The organism is Streptomyces sp. NPDC048018 (assembly GCF_043202995.1).
Classification (GTDB): Bacteria; Actinomycetota; Actinomycetes; order Streptomycetales; family Streptomycetaceae; genus Streptomyces.
Window position 1 is genome coordinate 177,580 of sequence record NZ_JBIDBK010000001.1, and the last position, 15,295, is coordinate 192,874.

At 72.5% G+C, this 15,295-nt stretch carries 16 protein-coding genes and 2 pseudogenes; 10 read left to right on the forward strand and 8 right to left on the reverse strand.

Annotated features, from left to right (window positions below; all coding sequences use genetic code 11):
• Positions 1-92 precede the first annotated feature (92 nt).
• Positions 93-344 (forward strand): annotated as a pseudogene (locus ACGF1Z_RS00840) (saccharopine dehydrogenase NADP-binding domain-containing protein); the annotation flags it as partial.
• Positions 345-505: 161 nt separating this feature from the next.
• Positions 506-2,014, forward strand: a complete 1,509-nt coding sequence (locus tag ACGF1Z_RS00845; RefSeq protein WP_392998440.1) for an APC family permease — start codon at positions 506-508, stop codon at positions 2,012-2,014.
• Between the two features lie 15 nt (positions 2,015-2,029).
• Here ACGF1Z_RS00845 and ACGF1Z_RS00850 read toward each other — a convergent pair whose 3' ends face one another.
• Positions 2,030-2,788, reverse strand: coding sequence for a DeoR/GlpR family DNA-binding transcription regulator (locus tag ACGF1Z_RS00850; RefSeq protein ID WP_392998442.1), 759 nt, complete (start codon positions 2,786-2,788; stop codon positions 2,030-2,032).
• Between the two features lie 48 nt (positions 2,789-2,836).
• On the opposite strand from ACGF1Z_RS00850, the pseudogene ACGF1Z_RS00855 reads away from it, so the two are divergent.
• Positions 2,837-3,028, forward strand: a pseudogene (locus ACGF1Z_RS00855) (DUF4406 domain-containing protein); the annotation flags it as partial.
• 50 nt (positions 3,029-3,078) lie between these two features.
• The gene (locus ACGF1Z_RS00860) at positions 3,079-3,753 is read left to right on the forward strand and encodes an NUDIX domain-containing protein (protein WP_392998444.1); all 675 of its coding nucleotides are present in this window, start codon (positions 3,079-3,081) and stop codon (positions 3,751-3,753) included.
• Positions 3,754-3,915: 162 nt separating this feature from the next.
• On the opposite strand, the gene ACGF1Z_RS00865 is transcribed toward ACGF1Z_RS00860, so the two are convergent.
• The 3 genes from ACGF1Z_RS00865 to sigK (ACGF1Z_RS00875) form a co-directional block, all read right to left on the reverse strand.
• Entirely contained in the window at positions 3,916-4,701 is a 786-nt protein-coding gene (locus ACGF1Z_RS00865) for an alpha/beta fold hydrolase (RefSeq protein ID WP_392998446.1), read from the reverse strand.
• Between the two features lie 127 nt (positions 4,702-4,828).
• A complete protein-coding gene (locus tag ACGF1Z_RS00870; RefSeq protein ID WP_392998448.1) occupies positions 4,829-5,581 on the reverse strand; it encodes an anti-sigma factor domain-containing protein in 753 nt (250 codons plus the stop codon).
• Entirely contained in the window at positions 5,578-6,102 is a 525-nt protein-coding gene (gene sigK / locus ACGF1Z_RS00875) for an ECF RNA polymerase sigma factor SigK (protein WP_393000251.1), read from the reverse strand. Before sigK (ACGF1Z_RS00875) ends, ACGF1Z_RS00870 begins: the two co-directional genes overlap by 4 nt.
• A gap of 521 nt (positions 6,103-6,623) precedes the next feature.
• Here sigK (ACGF1Z_RS00875) and ACGF1Z_RS00880 point away from each other — a divergent pair.
• From ACGF1Z_RS00880 to ACGF1Z_RS00890, 3 genes are all read left to right on the forward strand, one after another.
• Entirely contained in the window at positions 6,624-8,213 is a 1,590-nt protein-coding gene (locus tag ACGF1Z_RS00880; RefSeq protein ID WP_392998450.1) for a molybdopterin-dependent oxidoreductase, read from the forward strand.
• A 154-nt stretch (positions 8,214-8,367) separates the two neighbouring features.
• Positions 8,368-8,952 carry an ECF RNA polymerase sigma factor SigK gene (sigK, locus tag ACGF1Z_RS00885; RefSeq protein WP_392998452.1) on the forward strand — a complete coding sequence of 195 codons (585 nt, stop codon included), beginning with the start codon at positions 8,368-8,370 and terminating at the stop codon, positions 8,950-8,952.
• The gene (locus ACGF1Z_RS00890; RefSeq protein WP_392998454.1) at positions 8,949-9,857 is read left to right on the forward strand and encodes an anti-sigma factor domain-containing protein; all 909 of its coding nucleotides are present in this window, start codon (positions 8,949-8,951) and stop codon (positions 9,855-9,857) included. Before sigK (ACGF1Z_RS00885) ends, ACGF1Z_RS00890 begins: the two co-directional genes overlap by 4 nt.
• Positions 9,858-9,990: 133 nt before the next feature.
• On the opposite strand, the gene ACGF1Z_RS00895 is transcribed toward ACGF1Z_RS00890, so the two are convergent.
• Positions 9,991-10,644: a fasciclin domain-containing protein gene (locus ACGF1Z_RS00895; RefSeq protein WP_392998456.1), complete on the reverse strand. Its 654-nt coding sequence runs from the start codon at positions 10,642-10,644 to the stop codon at positions 9,991-9,993.
• 388 nt (positions 10,645-11,032) lie between these two features.
• Between ACGF1Z_RS00895 and ACGF1Z_RS00900 the strand changes: the two genes are divergently transcribed.
• A complete protein-coding gene (locus tag ACGF1Z_RS00900; RefSeq protein ID WP_392998458.1) occupies positions 11,033-11,254 on the forward strand; it encodes a hypothetical protein in 222 nt (73 codons plus the stop codon).
• 235 nt (positions 11,255-11,489) lie between these two features.
• Here ACGF1Z_RS00900 and ACGF1Z_RS00905 read toward each other — a convergent pair whose 3' ends face one another.
• Positions 11,490-11,936, reverse strand: coding sequence for an anthrone oxygenase family protein (locus ACGF1Z_RS00905; protein WP_392998460.1), 447 nt, complete (start codon positions 11,934-11,936; stop codon positions 11,490-11,492).
• A gap of 91 nt (positions 11,937-12,027) precedes the next feature.
• Between ACGF1Z_RS00905 and ACGF1Z_RS00910 the strand changes: the two genes are divergently transcribed.
• The gene (locus ACGF1Z_RS00910; RefSeq protein WP_392998462.1) at positions 12,028-12,606 is read left to right on the forward strand and encodes a TetR/AcrR family transcriptional regulator; all 579 of its coding nucleotides are present in this window, start codon (positions 12,028-12,030) and stop codon (positions 12,604-12,606) included.
• Positions 12,607-12,687: 81 nt separating this feature from the next.
• Here ACGF1Z_RS00910 and ACGF1Z_RS00915 read toward each other — a convergent pair whose 3' ends face one another.
• Positions 12,688-13,164, reverse strand: coding sequence for an SRPBCC family protein (locus ACGF1Z_RS00915; protein WP_392998464.1), 477 nt, complete (start codon positions 13,162-13,164; stop codon positions 12,688-12,690).
• 393 nt (positions 13,165-13,557) lie between these two features.
• On the opposite strand from ACGF1Z_RS00915, the gene ACGF1Z_RS00920 reads away from it, so the two are divergent.
• On the forward strand, positions 13,558-14,031 hold the full coding sequence (locus ACGF1Z_RS00920; RefSeq protein WP_392998466.1) for a hypothetical protein: 474 nt from the start codon (positions 13,558-13,560) through the stop codon (positions 14,029-14,031).
• A gap of 148 nt (positions 14,032-14,179) precedes the next feature.
• Here the strand turns inward: ACGF1Z_RS00920 and ACGF1Z_RS00925 are convergent, their stop codons facing one another.
• On the reverse strand, positions 14,180-15,166 hold the full coding sequence (locus ACGF1Z_RS00925; RefSeq protein ID WP_392998468.1) for an aldo/keto reductase: 987 nt from the start codon (positions 15,164-15,166) through the stop codon (positions 14,180-14,182).
• Positions 15,167-15,295: the final 129 nt, after the last annotated feature.

Genomic DNA, 15,295 nt, shown 5'->3' on the forward strand with positions numbered 1-15,295 from the left:
CTCGTGGCCGCTCCCGGTCCTGCCGCGGCGGCCGGTCCTCCCCCGCCGGGCACGACGTGCCGGACCGGGTGGGGGGAGGCACCATCGGCTCCATGCGCATCCTCATGGTGGGCGCGGGAGGTGTCGGCACGGCCATCACCAGGATCGCGGCCCGCCGTCCCTTCTTCGAGCACATGGTCGTCGCCGACCACGACCCGACGCGATCGGAGTCGGCCGTCGCCGCTCTGGGGACGGACGGGCCCCGGTTCACCGCGACCGGCCTGGAGGCCTCGGATCCCGCCGCGGTGCGGGCGGCTCTCGCCGGGCACCGCTGCGACGTCCTGCTCAACGCCGCCGACCCCCGCCTCGACCTGCTCGCCGACTACGGGTCGCCGTGGGGACTGCGCGAGCAGTGACGGCTCCGCCCGGCACCGGCGCGCTGCTGCGCATGCACGCCCGATCAAGCCTTCCTACGATGAACATCTGCACGTCGCTGTGCTGGCCGGCTCAACGGGAGCGAGGAAACATGGCCGCCGAGGATGCCGCGCCTGCCGGGCGACCCGTGGGCCTGAAGCCCAACGCGATCGGGTTCGTCGACGCACTCGTCATCGGGCTCAACGCCACGTCACCGGCGTACTCGCTGGCGGCCGTGATCGGCCCCGTCGTCGCGCTCGTCGGGATCTACGCACCCGGCGTCATGGTCGCTTCCTTCGTGCCGATGCTGTTCATCGCATCCGCGTTCTACTACCTGAACAAGGCCGATCAGGACTGCGGCACGACCTTCTCCTGGGTCACCCGCGCCATGGGTCCGTGGGCCGGCTGGCTCGGCGGATGGGCCATCACGATGACCGGCGTCCTGGTGGTCGGCTCGCTCGCCGACGTGGCCGTCAGCTTCGCCCTGCTCGCCTTCGGCCTCGACGGCTGGGTGGACAACACCTTCGTCCGCGAGTCGCTCACCGTCCTGCTCATCCTCCTGATGACGGCCCTGTGCGTGATCGGAACCGAGTTGTCGGCCAAGGTGCAGAACGCCCTCATCCTCGCCCAGGTCGCCTGCCTGCTGATCTTCGTCGGCGTGGCGCTCCACAGCGTCTACGGAGGCACCAGCAAGTACGACGCGGTCGAGCCGTCGTTCGGTTGGCTCAATCCGTTCGGAGCGGGCGGAGCGGCCCTCACCGGCGGGCTGCTCCTCGGTGTCTTCATCTACTGGGGCTGGGAGTCGGCGGTCAATCTCACCGAAGAGGTCGAGAACTCCGCGACCGCCCCCGGCAAGGCGGGGCTCTGGTCGACCGTCATCCTGCTGGTGACCTACGTGTCCGTCGGCTTCGCCGTGGTGGCGTACGCCGGTCCGGCCTTCCTGGCCGACAACGCGGACGAGGAGGAGTTCATCTTCGCCCAACTCGCCACGGACGTCATGGGCGGCTGGGACTGGATCCTGCTGCTCGCCGTCTCCACCTCCGCCATCGCCTCCACCCAGACGACGATCATCCCGGCCTCGCGCACCGCGCTGTCCATGGCCCGCCGCCGGGCCCTGCCCGCCCCGTACGGCCACGTCAGCCGCCGCTTCCGGACCCCTGACGTCAGCACGTGGTGGGTCGCCGCCATCGCCATCGCCTGGTACCTCGTGGTGAGCCACATCAGCTCCAACGCGCTCTTCGACTCGCTCACCGCCCTGTCGCTGCTGATCTCCTTCTACTACGCGCTCACCGGCGTCGCCTGTGTGGTCTACTACCGCCGCCACCTGTTCCGGAGCGTCCGCAACTTCCTGCTGATCGGGCTCGGCCCCCTGGTCGGCGCCGGGATGCTCGCGTGGCTCCTGGCGCGGTCGATCGCGGACATGTCCGATCCGGAGAACTCCTACAGCGGCACCTCGTGGTTCGGCCTCGGGCCCCCGCTGGTGATCGGCATCGGCATCAGCCTCGCCGGAGTGGTCCTCATGTTCGTGTGGCGCCTGCGGGCACCCGCCTTCTGGCGGGAGCGGCCGAGCGTGGTCGACCCGGCCCTGGTCGACACGCACACGCCGACCAGGACGCCCTGAGGCCCCGGCGCGCGATCAGCCGGCTGCCAGGACCGCCACGCCGAGCGCCGTGAGCTGCTGGACGACCGCGTCGTGGGGGTCGGCGTCGGTGATCAGGCCGGTGACCTTCTCCCAGGGCAGGACGCGATACCGCGAAGCCGTGCCGATCTTCTCGGACGAGGCCAGGATGTAGGTGTCCGCGGCCCGCGCGGACAGCGCGCGCTTCATCGCCGCCTCCTCGGCGTCCCCCGTGGTCAGTCCCGCCTCGGGGTGGACGCCGGTGACCCCCAGCAGGCAGAGGTCCGCCGAGACGTTCTGCGCGGCCTCGACCGCGGCGGCGCCGCACGTGACCGCCGAGTGCTTGAAGACGCGGCCCCCCAGCAGGAACAGCTCCGCCCTCGGATGGCCGAGCAGCGCCGCGGCGATCGTCGGGCTGTGGGTGATCACGGTGCAGGCGAGATCCTTCGGGAGCGCGCGGGCGACGGCGAGGGCGGTGGTACCGCCGTCGAGGATCAGCGCACCACCCGGCCGGACCAGTCCCGCGGCCGCCGAAGCGACCTTGCGCTTGCCGTCCGGGGCCACGGTCCGCCGGGCGTCGTAGGCGACCACTGCCGGGGACACGGGCAGTGCGCCGCCGTAGACCCGCTGGCACAGGCCCTCGGCCGCGAGGTCACGCAGATCGCGCCGCACGCTGTCCTCGGAGATGCCCAGCTCGACGGCGACGTCCTTGGCGACGATCTTGCCCTTGTCAGCGAGCAGACGGAGCAGGTGGTCGCGTCGTTCAGCAGCCAGCATTCACATTCCTTCCTGTTCTTGCACGGTTCTGCATGTATGTTAGCGCCCATGACCGACAAGCCCATGCTCATCCTGATCGCCGGGCCCTACCGCTCGGGGACCGGCGGCGACCCGCAGGCCCTGGCGGCCCACCCGGCCCGTCTCGAAACCGCCGCCTGGCCCGTCGTCGCGGCCGGGCACCTCCCGGTGACCGGGGAGTGGATCGCCCCGCCCGTGCTGCGCTCCGTGGGCACGGCCCCCGTCCACCACGACGCGGCCGGGCTCCCCCACCGCACCGTGCAGGAGACCGTATGACCGGGCGCCCCGGCATCGACGTTCCCGACCACCGCGGACGCACCGGGCTCGACCGGGCCGGACGCGACCTGGACCGCAACCCCGGCGTCCGCGTCCGCGAAGTCGAACTCACCTCCCGGGGCTGGCACGTCCTGCGCCGCACCACCTTCGACTACCGACGCCGCGACGGGCGCTGGGAGTCCCAGCAGCGCGAGACCTACGACCGCGGCAACGGTGCCGTCGTCCTGCCCTACGACACGGTGCGCGGCCGGGTCCTGCTCACCCGCCAGTTCCGCTACCCGGCCTACGTCAACGGCCACCCCGACGGCATGCTCGTCGAGGCGGCGGCGGGCCTGCTCGACGCGGACGACCCGGCCACCGCGATCCGACGCGAGAGCGCGGAGGAACTCGGCGTCGTGCTCGGCCCGCTCACCCACGTCCTCGACGCCTACATGAGCCCGGGCTCGGTCACCGAGCGCCTCCACTTCTTCGCGGCCCCCTACACCCCCGCCGACCGGACCGGCAGGGGCGGCGGACTCGAGGAGGAGGGCGAGGACATCGAGGTCCTCGAACCGTCCTTCACCGAGGCCCTCGCCATGACCCGCGACGGACGCATCACCGACGGCAAGACCATCCTGCTCCTGCAATGGGCGGCCCTGCACGGCCCCTTCGCCGAGCGGCGGAACCCGTGAAACCGGGCTCCCACCGGTACGGGCGGCCGCGCGGCGAGCGCGATACCCGGTACGACCCGGGTGCCTTCGGGAGCGACGGGCGTCCGCTGCCCGTACCGCCCTCGCGGCCCCGTCCTCGTGGCGGTGCGGCGAGTCCCGGCCAGGGCTCTCCCCCGGGTGCGTTCACAGCGAACCGAGGAAGCCGCCGACCGCCGCGGCGAACTCCTCCGGGACGGTCTCGTGCACGGTGTGCCCGGCGGGGAGTTCGACGAGCCGGGTACGGGGACGCCGCGCCACCATCTCCTTCGCGTGTTCGGCGCCGAGCACCGAGCTGCGGCTGCCGCGGACGAGCAGGGCCGGACAGTCACCGGCGAGCCAGTCGGCCCAGTGGTTCCCGTTGAGCTGCCGCTGTGAGAGGTCCATGTCCTTCGGGTCGAAGGCAAGGCCCCACCCGTCGGGATACTCCCGTACGGCGTCCCTGAGGTGGCTCGCCGAGGAACCGAGTCCTTCCAGGAGTTCGGCTCGCGTCGGCGCCCGGTGCGGCCAGGACAGAGCGAAGGACACGTCGCCGTCCACCTCGGCGCCGATGTCCTCGACGATCAGCGCGTCCACGAGTCCGGGGAACCGTGCCGCGAGCTGGTAGGCGTTGACGCCGCCCAGGGAGTGGCCGAGCACGGCCGCGCCACGGATCCCCAGGTGCGCCAGCACGGCCGCAGCGTCCTCGACGTAACCGGTGCGGGAGAACTCCGAAGAGCGGTCGGAGAAGCCGTGCCCCCGCTGGTCGGGCGCGATGATCCGCCAGGAGCGGCCCAGTTCCCGGGCCAGGCGCGCGAAGGTACGGCCTTCCCCGAAGTGTCCGTGGAGGGCGAGCAGCGGGCTGCCCGGACCACCGAAGTCGAGGAAGGACAGCAGGCGCCCGGCCACCGTCAAGGCCGCGCGCCTCGGCTCGCCCGGGACCGCTGATGTCATGGGCGTCAGTATGCGGGGCACCGGCGCCCGAGGTCACGGGACTGCCGGGTCCGGTGCGCGGGCGACCCCGCCGCCGGCCCGTCGCAACGGTCCGACGGCGGGCTTGCGGGCGGCGGGCCGCACGGCGTCAGGTCGGCAGCGCCATCAGCAGCAGGGGGGCGGTGGTGGGGTGCCGGGACCCTCCGTCGGGTTCGAGGGTCAGGCCGAGGGCGGTGGCGTCCGAGGGATCGCCGTCGACGAGTACGGTGCCGTCCTGCCGGATGAATCCGGCCGGGCGCATGACGCCGTCGTGGTCCAGCCACAGCTGGTAGGTCCGGCCGGCCGCCGGCGCGGGCAGCCCGCTCGCGGTGAAGACCGCGGCGTTGTGACGCGCGGAGGAGACGACGGTGGTGAGCGCTCCGTTGCCCATCCTCGCGTGAACGGCACGGGCGTCGGGCGCGGCCAGGACGGCGCTGAGAGCGTCGAGGCTCCGTTCGGCCTGCCGGGCCCGCTGCTCGGCGGCCTCCCTCTGCCCGTACTGCCAGGCTGCCACCCCGGCGAGCGGGACACCGGCGGCCAGACAGGCGGCCAGCGCGAAGGAAACGGCCCGGCGACGGCGGGGACCGCCTCGGCCGGCCGCGGGGGCGGTGGCCGTGACCCGCGGGGGCAGTTGACGCACGCCGTCGAGGGCGGCCATGGTCCGCTGCCTCAGGGCCGCAGGCGGCGCCTGGGCGATCGCACCTGCCAGCCGGGCCGCGGTCGCCTCGAACTCGGCGACCTCCTGGCGGCACGCCTCGCACTGCTCGAAGTGCTCGGCGAAGGCCTCCCGTTCGGTCGGGTCGAGGGCGTGGAGCGCGTAGGCGGCCGTGAGGGTGTGCACATCGGAGTGGTGTTGTTTCACGAGGTCACCCCCATGCAGTCGCGGAGCCGGATGAGCCCGTCGCGCATGCGTGTCTTGACGGTGGGAAGCGGAGTGCGCAGGGCCTCGGCGACCTCGCGGTAGGTCAGCCCCTGGTAGTAGGCGAGGGTCACCGCCTGGCGCTGAAGCTCGGTGAGTCCCCGCAGACAGCGACGGACCTGCTCGCTCTCCAGGCGGGTCTCGACCTGCTCGGCGACCTCGTCGAAGGCGGTGTGGTGCTCGCGAGCGGCCTGGCTCTGCTCCCGGTCCGTCGCCGCCTGGGCCGAGCGGACCCGGTCGACGGCGCGCCGGTGGGCGATCGTCGCGACCCAGGCGGTGACGCCGCCGGCCTCGGGCCGGTAGCGCGCGGCCTGTCGCCACAGCTCGATCATGACCTCCTGGGCGACCTCTTCCGACTGGGCCCGGTCCCGCACCACCTTGAGCACGATGCCGAACACGAGCGGAGCCACCGCCTCGTACAGGACCGAGAAGGCCTCCTTGTCGCCCCGTGCGACCTGGTCCATGACGGCGGCGAGGTCGCCGCGTCCGGTGTCGGGGGCGGTGAACGGGCGCGGCTGGCTCACCGGCCGGGCTCCGGTCGTGGCGACCAGACGGAGGAGCGGCCGGTTTCGGCCGGCCCCGGGCGGGGTGTCCATCGCATGCGCTTCCTTGTCCTTCGGGGTGGGCCGGCCCCCTCGCGAAGGGGCGCGGGCACGGATCCGTGTGGCATGTCCGAGAGGTCTTCGGAGCCCGGGCGCGGACGGATGGGAGGGGAACGGCGCTGTCCCGGCGGTGGGCGGGGGCGCTGCGGCTGTCGTCGCTGACGTCGCCGGCGGTCGGCACGGCATCGGCATCGGCATCGGCATCGGCGTTGTAGACGTCGTGGCCGTCGTGGCGAGAACGGCGGGTGCGACGGGTGCGACGGGTGCGACGGTGAGAACGACAGCTGCTGCGATGCCGGGGGCCGCCGACATCGCCATCGGCACCGTGGGCGTTCTCCCCCGTCCGGACCCATCCGGCGGTCGGCGGTCACCGAACTGGCAGCGTGAGCACCTTCCGTACGACCGCGACCAGGGCCGCCCGAGGCGCCCTCTCCGGTCTTCTGACCGGCTTCACCGCCCTGGCCGTCGCCGAATGCGTCGCCGGCCTCGTCCGGCCCGCAGCCGGGCCCGTGACCGTGGTCGGGGGTGCGGTCGTCGACCGCACCCCGGCCGCCCTGAAGGACTTCGCCGTCCGCACCTTCGGTGAGAACGACAAGGTCGTCCTGCAGCTGGGCATCGTCGTCCTCCTGGCCCTGTTCGCCGCCGGCCTGGGCATCCTGTCCCTGCGCCACCGACGCACGGCCGCTGCCGGAGTCCTGCTCTTCGGGCTCGTCGGCGCGGCAGCCGCCCTCGACCGGCCGGATTCCGCGGGGCTCGCCGACGCGCTGCCGTCGCTCGCCGGCGCGGTGGTGGGTCTGGGGGTCCTGTACGTCCTGGGGGCGCAAGCCGCCCGTACCGGCCCGGCCGCCCGTCCCGCCTCCGGCACGGGGGCATCGGGGGCGGCCTGGAACCGGCGAGGTTTCCTCGCGACCGCGGCCGTGACGGCCGTGTCAGCCACCGGAGTCGGGGTGCTGGGGCGCTTCCTGACCGATCGCCGCGCGCAGGGCGCCGTCGCCTCCCGCGCGGGCGTCGTCCTTCCCGCGCCCGCCTCACCCGCTCCGCCCGTGCCTCGCGGCGCCCGGCTCGACGTGCCGGGCCTCAGCGCGTTCACCACGGCCAACAGGGACTTCTACCGCGTCGACACCGCACTCGTCGTCCCCAAGGTGGACGCCGGGACCTGGCGGTTGCGGATCCACGGCAAGGGCGTCCCCCGCCCGCGCTCCTTCACGTTCGCCGATCTCCTGGCCCGCCCCCTGGCCGAACGGGACATCACCCTGACCTGCGTGTCGAACGAGGTCGGCGGCCGCTACGTCGGCACCGCCCGCTGGCTCGGCGTTCCACTCGCCGGCCTGCTCGCCGAGTGCGGGGTGAAGCCGCCGTCGCGGGGCGGCCCGGCGGATCAGCTGGTGGCGCGTTCCGTGGACGGCATGACGCTGGGCTCGCCGGTCGAAGACGTCATGGACGGCCGCGACGCGCTCCTCGCCGTCGGCATGAACGGCGAACCGCTGCCCTTCGACCACGGCTTTCCCGTCCGCATGGTCGTCCCCGGCCTGTACGGATACGTCTCCGCGTGCAAGTGGCTCACCGACATCGAGCTCACCACCTTCGACGCCTACGACCCGTACTGGGTCCGGCGCTCCTGGGCCCGGCGCGCGCCCGTCAAGACCCAGTCCCGCATCGACACTCCCCGGCCCTTCGCCCGCCCGGCCGCGGGCCCCGTGACGATCGCCGGGGTCGCCTGGGCCCAGCACCGGGGCATCAGCCGCGTGCAGGTCCGCGTCGACGACGGGCCCTGGCAGGACGCCGACCTCGCGTCCCAGGACACCGCGGACACGTGGCGCCAGTGGTCCTTCCCCTGGACGGCGACGCCGGGCGGGCACACCCTCAGTGTGCGTGCCACCGACGGCACCGGCCGGGTCCAGACCGAGCAGCGGACCCGCACCGTGCCGGACGGGGCGAGCGGCTGGCACAGCGTCTTCGTCAGCGTCAGCTGACCGTGCCCTCGTGATCGTGCGCTCGTCGTCGTCCGCTCGCATCCGGGCCCGTCGCGTCGGTCCGATGAGGCCGCAGCGGTCCGATGCGGTCCGATCCGGACGACGTACCGCTCCGAACTCCTCTTGCGTACGCTCGGTGCGGAAGGATGGAGCCGTGACAGAGCGCGCCCGACAGAAGACGCCCCCGGGCCTCGAAGACGATCTTCCCTCGCTGATGGGGAAGGTGGCTCAGGGCGACCGTGAGGCCTTCTCGGGGATCTTCACGGCGGTGTCCGAGCCCGTCCTCGGCACGGTCCTGCGTGTCCTGCGGGACCGGGCGATGTCCGAGGAGGTCGCGCAGGAGGTCCTGGTGGAGGTCTGGCGGACGGCGCCGCGCTACGACCCGGGCCGGGGATCCGTACTGACCTGGGTGCTGACGATCGCCCATCGAAGGGCGATCGACCGCGTCCGGTCGGAGCAGGCGGCGTCGGCGCGTGAGGAGCGCGTGGCGAGACTCGGCCGCGAGACCGAGTTCGACGAGGTGGCGGAGGAGGTCGAGGCCCGCGAGGAGCGCGCCGCCGTCCGACGCTGCCTCGACGGGCTGACCGAGCCGCAACGGCAGTCGGTGACGCTCGCCTACTACGCCGGCCTGACCTATCGCGAGGTGGCCGAGCGCCTCTGCCAACCGCTGGGCACCGTCAAGTCCCGCATGCGAGAGGGACTGATCCGACTGCGTGACTGCATGGGGGTGACGGCATGACGCCGGATGATGTGCACACGCTGACCGGGGCCTACGCCCTGAACGCACTCGGCGACGACGAGCGCGCGGAGTTCGAGGAGCACCTGGCCGACTGCGCCGCGTGCGCCCGCGAGGTGCGGGAGCTCAGGGCGACGGCAGCGCGGCTCGGGCTGGCCGAGGCCGCACCGGTGCCCCCCGCGATGGAGGCCGCGGTGATGCGGCGGATCGCATCGGTGCCACAGCTGCCGCCCGACCCGGTGGAAGACCCGGCGTCCCCGTCGTCGGCAGGTCCGGAAGCATCGCCACGGCAGCGAGGACCGGCGCGTCCGGAGGAATCCGCCCACCCGGCGTCGTCGGCGCGACCGGTGGACTCGGCACAGCAGTCGGCGCGACCGGCCGGCGAGCGGGAAGGGGCCGCTGCGCGGAGCGGGGTCATCGGGCGCGGACCGCGCCGGGTCCTGGTGTGGGCGCTGGCGGCGAGCGTGGCCGGGGTGGCCGCCCTGGCCGGTACGGCGATCGTGCAGTACCGGGCGGCGGAGGAGGCCCGACAGGACGCGGCGCGCGTCGAGCAGGCGGCGAACGAGGTCGCCGCCGTCCTGGCGGCGCCCGACGCCCGGCTCGCGGCGGCCCGTCTGCCGGACGGCGCGTCGGGCACCGTGGTGGTGTCCGACAGCCGCGATCAGGCGGTGTTCACGGCGACCGGTATGGCCCGCCCGCCGCGGGGCAAGGTCTACCAGTTGTGGTTCGACGACGGGGGCACGATGCGTTCGGCGGGCCTGATGGATCCGGACAGCACCACCACCGTGACCCTGCTCGACGGGCCGGTCGACCGGGCGACCGGTGTGGGGGTCACCCTCGAACCGGCCGGCGGGTCACCCGAGCCCACCACCGCTCCCCTGGCAGTCGTCGCCTTCCCGGCGGCGTGAGAGACGCGGCCGGAACGACGCGTACACCGTGGAGCGTGCCGCACGGGCAGGTGGCCGTACGCCGTGCGGCCGTACGGCCCAGGAACCCCTCTGGGCCGTACGGCTGCGCGTCACGACGCTCTCTGAGGACGCGTCACTTCGGCATCAGGACGGTGTCGACGATGTACACGGTCGCGTTCGCGGTGGGCACGTTGCCGCAGACCACCTTCGAGGTGCCGTTCACTGTGTAGTCCTCGCCCGAGCCCTTGGTGGTGAGGCTGCTCTTCTCCAGGGTGTCGAAGGTGCCGTTCTCCAACTGCTTCGGGGTGAGCTTCTGGCCCACGACGTGGTACGTGAGGATCTTGGTGAGCGTGGCCTTGTCGTTGAGGACCTTGTCGAGGTCGGCCTGGGGGATCTTGGCGAAGGCGTCGTTGGTGGGCGCGAAGACGGTGATGTTCTCCGCGTTGTTCAGGGTGTCGACCAGACCGGCCTTCTTCACCGCGGCGACCAGGGTGGAGAGGGCCGGGTTGTTCGAGGCGGCGGTCGCCACCGGGTCCTTGGCCATGCCGTCGAAGGAGCCGGATCCCTCCTTGGGCACGGAGGCGCACGCCGGTCCGAAGGGGCCGGACATCGCCATGTCGGCGCTGGTGTCCGCGGACGGCGAGTCCGGTGCCGCCGGGGCCTTCGAGGTCGACTCGGAGCCGGACGCCGAGTCGCCGCCGGCGTCGGAGCAGGCGGCCAGGGCGAACGGCAGGACGGCCGCTGCGGCGATGGCGACGGCGGAACGACGGACGCGAAGGGTGTTCATGGTGCTGTCTCCTTGAGGGGCCTGCCGGCAGGCCCGGGTCGGGGGCGCCTCCAGGCGGTCGGCCTGGCGCGTGCTCACGACCTGGATTCGCAGTGGACCGGCTGCCGGATGGGTCGTTCACCCGGACGAATGACCCGCGGTGAGTCCGGTTGTCGTCCGCGGGCCCGGCCCGGAGCCTTGTCGTAGCCGTCTCGATCGCGGCACCGAACCGTCTGGCCTGCGGAGATACGCGCTCACTCCGTCTCGTGGCGGGCCGGCCCAGGCGCCAACGGTCGCCGCCGCCACCTCCTGACGCGACGTCAACGGGCGGGGCGCCGCATGCTGTCCGGGCACCCACCGAGCCGACCGTCCGCGTGACCCAGGCCCGGCCGTGGTCGTTCCTCCGGACATGAAGAAGATCATCACTGCTGCGATGCTCACCCTCACCGGCATCGCCGTCGCGACTCCCGCGCACGCCTCGGGCATCGGCAACGTCGCCTCCGCCCTTCCCGTCGACACCGGGGCCGTCACCAAGACCCTGCCCGTCAAGCCGGAGGAGATGAGGCCCGACGGCGACGGGCTCATCCCCGTCGGTGGCACCATCAAGAACCTCCACGCAGGCAGGCCCTGACCGGCCGGGCCGACCGGTGACCGTCTCCGACGGGCGCCGGGCGCGGCGCCGCGGACGCGCCCGGTGCCGGAGGGCGGGCCGGACCTTCATGAGCGTGCCCCGCCGCGGGGGTGGGCAGGGGCGGCGGGGCGGGGGCGGGCGACGGAGCGGGGCACGAGGACCTTCCGTCCGGAGAACGGATCGGTCCGGGCCGCGAGTGGGGTGGTGCGCCATGGCCCCGCGTCGGTCCGGCGGCTCAGACGAGGGCCGCGACCAGCAGGGTGAAGGCGGCGACGATGACGGCGACGCGAGCGTAGTGATAGCGGTCCCAGCGGTTCATCTGCTCCTTCCAGTCGTCGGGCCGGTTCTCCGGGGTCCAGGTCTTGCCGCGGTTGTTGATCGGGACGAGCAGCAGGATCGACATGATCACGCTGACGACCAGCAGTGCGGCGGCGATGACCACGAGACCGGTGCCGGGGTCGCTCCACGCGGCGGCCGCCCATACGGCGCTCAGGACGAGCGAGCCGATGTACCAGACGGGCATCAGGGCGCCGAGCATCCGGCCCCCGTGGGAGCGGGCGAGTTGGTCGGCGTCCCCGGGGAGGGCGTCGAAGATCCGGTTCATGACGAAGGCGACGGCGAACTCCACTCCCACCATCAGGCCGACGACCACGGTGGTGAACACCTCGAGCGCGTTGAGCATGGCGACCCCTCCAGGTATCTAGCATTGCTAGTCGATGAGGCAACGCTAGACCTGCTCATGCTCGATTGTCTAGCGGTGCTAGAATTTCTGCATGTCGGTACAGGAACGCAAGCAGCGTGAACGGGCGGAACGCGAGCGCCTCATCGTGGCCACGGCCCGCGAACTCGCCGAGCGGCAGGGCTGGGACGCGGTCACCACCCGCCGCCTCGCCGAGCGCATCGAGTACAGCCAGCCCGTCCTCTACAGCCACTTCCGCGGCAAGCGGGAGATCATCGGCGCCGTCGCGCTGGAGGGTGCCGCCGAGCTGGCCGTGGCGGTCCGGGCCGCGGCCTCCGCCGCGGACGGCCCTCGCGCCCGGGTCACCGCCCTGGCCCGCGCCTATCTCGACTTCGCCGAGCACAACCCGGCGGTCTACGACGCCATGTTCCAGCTCGACGGCGGCCTGCCGTTCGCCCAGGACGACACTCCTGAGCCGCTGAAGAACGCGTTCGCCGCCCTGCTGGAGAACCTCGCCGAGGTCGCGGGTGACGGCGTCCACACGGGCCTGTTCACCGAGATGTTCTGGGCCGCTCTGCACGGACTGGCCACCCTGACCCGGGCGCGACGACTCCCGCCGGAGGACGCCGAGCGCAGGGTGGAGCTGCTGGTGGACCGTCTCGCCGTGGTCTGAGCCCACCACTCCGAGCCCGCCCGCCGCCGGCCTGCCACCGTCCCGTCGCCCCGTACCGCAGGTCCCCGGGACGCCGGCGCATCACCGTCCGGCGGCACCTGACAGGACGTCACCCGAGCCGGCATGCTGCTCGCGAACGGCGATCCGGGCGAGCTTGGTGAGCATCATGCCGTTGCGGATGGAGACGAGGTAGTCGACGGGAAGTCCGTGCATGCGGGTGCCCGGGCCCCGCAGAGGATGCCATTCCAGCAGGAAGAGCGTGTGCCCGCCCCAGGGGATCAGGTTCATGGCGATGCGGGCGGCCCCGAAGGGATCGGCCTTCGCCTCCAGCTCCAGACGGCGCCCGGGCTCGCAGATGCGGACGACGCAGGTGTCGTCGAGGGTGAGCGGACCGGCGCCCACCCGGACCCGGAGCCGGGCGCCGACCTCGGGCCACTGCGGGTCGACGGCGATGACCTGCTGCGTCCCCGAGACCCACTCGCCATAGCGACGGCCGTTGGCGAGCAGGCTCCACACCAGGGACGGCGGGCTCAGGATCAAGCGGCGATTGCGGGACACTGCGGCCGCCTTCTTTCGTCACGTCGGGAAGGGCCTCCGTAGCCTCGGCCGACGCTATCCGCAACGCACCCTCCCGGCACGCACAGCGGACCGTGTGTCGGCCGCGACGTCCACGACAGGGGTGACTTGACGACTCCCCGCGCTGCCGACGGACCCCGCGAACCGCTCCCCCGCACCCACCCCCCTTACGCCGAAGCCCGACCTGCACCGTGCCCGTAATCGTCGAAGAGGTCCGCGAAGCCCTGCAGGGACTCCGCAGGGGCCCGGCAGGAAGAGACCGCTGAACGGCGCCTTCGCTGAAATCCGCTCGCCCAGGACGCATCGTGAGGGGAACCATGGACGCGTGACGTCACCCGAGCAGCGGCCATCGCTCTCCGGAGGTAGAAGGGCGCAATGGACACCGCCGTACTCGAGCAGATGCTGGACGAGACCTTCGATCACGCCGTCGTGCACCACGGATACACCAATTACATGCGTGACTACGAGGTGATCGTCTACCTGACGGCTGATCCCCGTACCGGCATCGCACCGACCCACCTGCGGTACCTCTTCCGGTACTGCGTCGAGGCCAGGTGCGAGACATCGGTGCCGGCGGAAACCTGGCGGGTTTCGCTGGACGACCGGCTCATCGACCACGAAACCGGTGCCGACCTCGACGGATACGTCTGGGGTGTGAAGTGGCACGCCCTGTACCCCGGAGCCGGACTCCTTCCCGAGTCCGAGGCGACCCGCCGATGGTCAGAGGCCCTCGGGATCGACTTTCACGAAGTGCGCATCCAGACCAACGCACACAACGTGACCTTGGTCTTCTCCGACCTTCAGGTGAGCAGGGTCCCGGTCGGCTACGCCGCGTTCGACACGGAGTAGGGATCAGGCACGTCCCTGCGACGACCCGTATCCGGCACACCGTCCAGGAGAAGAGCGGCAGCAAGGCCGCCCGCCTGCGGACAGCCGGCTCGGGGCGAGGGTTCCGGCTCGCGCTCGGCGCGGGAGGGCGAAGGCGGCCGTGGTCGGTTCAGTTGTCGACGAAGGTCAGGCTGGTCTCGTCGTAGCGGGTGCCCGCGACCAGCTCGGGCGGGGCGGCCGCCTCGATGGCGGCCAGGTCCTCGGCCGACAGCTCGACGGTCAGGGCCGCGAGGTTCTCCTCCAGGTAGCGCCGGCGGCGGGTGCCGGGGATCGGCACCACGTCGTCGCCGCGATGCTGCACCCACGCCAGGGCGAGCTGGCCGGTGGTGATCCCCTTCGCCTCGGCGAGCTCGTTCAGCTTCGCGACGATCGCCAGGTTTCGTTCGAGGTTGCCGTCGGCGAAACGCGGCTGGCTGCGCCGCACATCGGTCTCGGCCAGCCCTTCGACGGAGCTGTACTGTCCGGTCAGGAAGCCGCGCCCGAGCGGGGAGAACGGGACCAGGCCGATGCCGAGTTCCCGGCAGACCGGCGCGATGTCCGCTTCGAGGTCGCGGGTCCACAGGGACCACTCGCTCTGCAGCGCGGCGATCGGATGGACGGCGTGCGCCCGTCGGACGGTGCGCGCGCCCGCCTCGGAGAGCCCGAGGTGGCGGACCTTCCCGGCCTGCACGAGCTCCGCCATCGCGCCCACGGTCTCCTCGATCGGCACGTGCGGGTCGACCCGGTGCTGGTAGTAGAGGTCGATGTGGTCGACGCCCAGCCGGCGCAGCGAGGCCTCGCATGCCTCCCGTACGTAGGCGGCGTCGCCGCGCACCCGGGTGGGCTCGCCCAGACGGTTGGCGAAGCCGAACTTCGTGGCCAGGACCACCTCGTCGCGGCGCCCGGCCACGGCCCGGCCGATCAGCTCCTCGTTGTGGCCGGCGCCGTAGAAGTCGGCGGTGTCCAGGAGGGTGACCCCGAGGTCGAGCGCGTGGCGCAGGGTCGCGATGGACCGGGCGTCGTCCGAGGCGCCGTAGCCGTGGCTCATGCCCATGCACCCCAGGCCCTGTGCGGAAACCGTCAGGTCGCCGAGGTGTCGGGTGGGAAGTCCGTTCATGCTGCTGCCTCCTGAGCTCGCGATCATGCCCAGGACGCTAGGGGTTGGAGCGCACTCCAAGTCAAGTGCGCTCCGGGAGGGCCGACCGCCGGGGGCGGAGGGCTGGGGATGCAGCGCGGCTCCGCCGCC